This window comes from Spongiactinospora gelatinilytica (assembly GCF_003236385.1).
In the GTDB taxonomy this organism is placed as follows: Bacteria; Actinomycetota; Actinomycetes; order Streptosporangiales; family Streptosporangiaceae; genus Spongiactinospora; species Spongiactinospora gelatinilytica.
On record NZ_POUA01000821.1, the window covers coordinates 1 to 566 of the forward strand.

Consider the following 566-nt stretch of genomic DNA (forward strand, 5'->3'; position numbering starts at 1 on the left):
TCACCGGGTCGTGGTACGGCTCCGCGAGACTTACGCGGGGCTCGCGGTCCGGGTGGATCTCGCCAAGCCGGGCAGGCTGACGCGCCCGGCCGGCTCCACCGGCGCCGACGACCCCGCTTCCGGCCGGGTCCTGCGCTGAGGCTTCGGGCGGCTCGGCTCAGAGTGCGCGGAGGCCGTTGATCACGTCCTTGAGGATGTGGTCGCCGGTGAACGTCGCCGCTGGGGCGGGCGGGCGGATCACGATGAGTTCCATGTCCCGCAGGTCGCCCAGGATGACACGGACGACGCCGACGGCCAGGTCCAGCTCGGCCGCCACCTCGGCCACCGACGCGGCCCGCCGGGTGCGGGCCAGCACCTTCTCCTGCTCCGGCCCGAGCACCGTACTGCCGGGGGGACGCTCGCCGGTCGCCACCACCATCGCGATCAGGTCGATGGGCGGACCGCTCGACCGGGTACGCCCGTTGATCAGCGCATACGGCCGGACGACCGGTCCGGCTTCGTCGTCGAGCCACTGGTAGCCGTGATACTCGGCTCCACCGGTGTCCGGCCTGGGGTGGGCGGCGCGG

At 73.5% G+C, this 566-nt stretch carries 1 protein-coding gene; it reads right to left on the bottom strand.

The window, feature by feature from the left end; translation table 11 throughout:
• Positions 1-157: 157 nt before the first annotated feature.
• Positions 158-566: DUF742 domain-containing protein (locus C1I98_RS39590; protein ID WP_306461958.1), on the bottom strand; the 409-nt coding region annotated here is incomplete at its 5' end.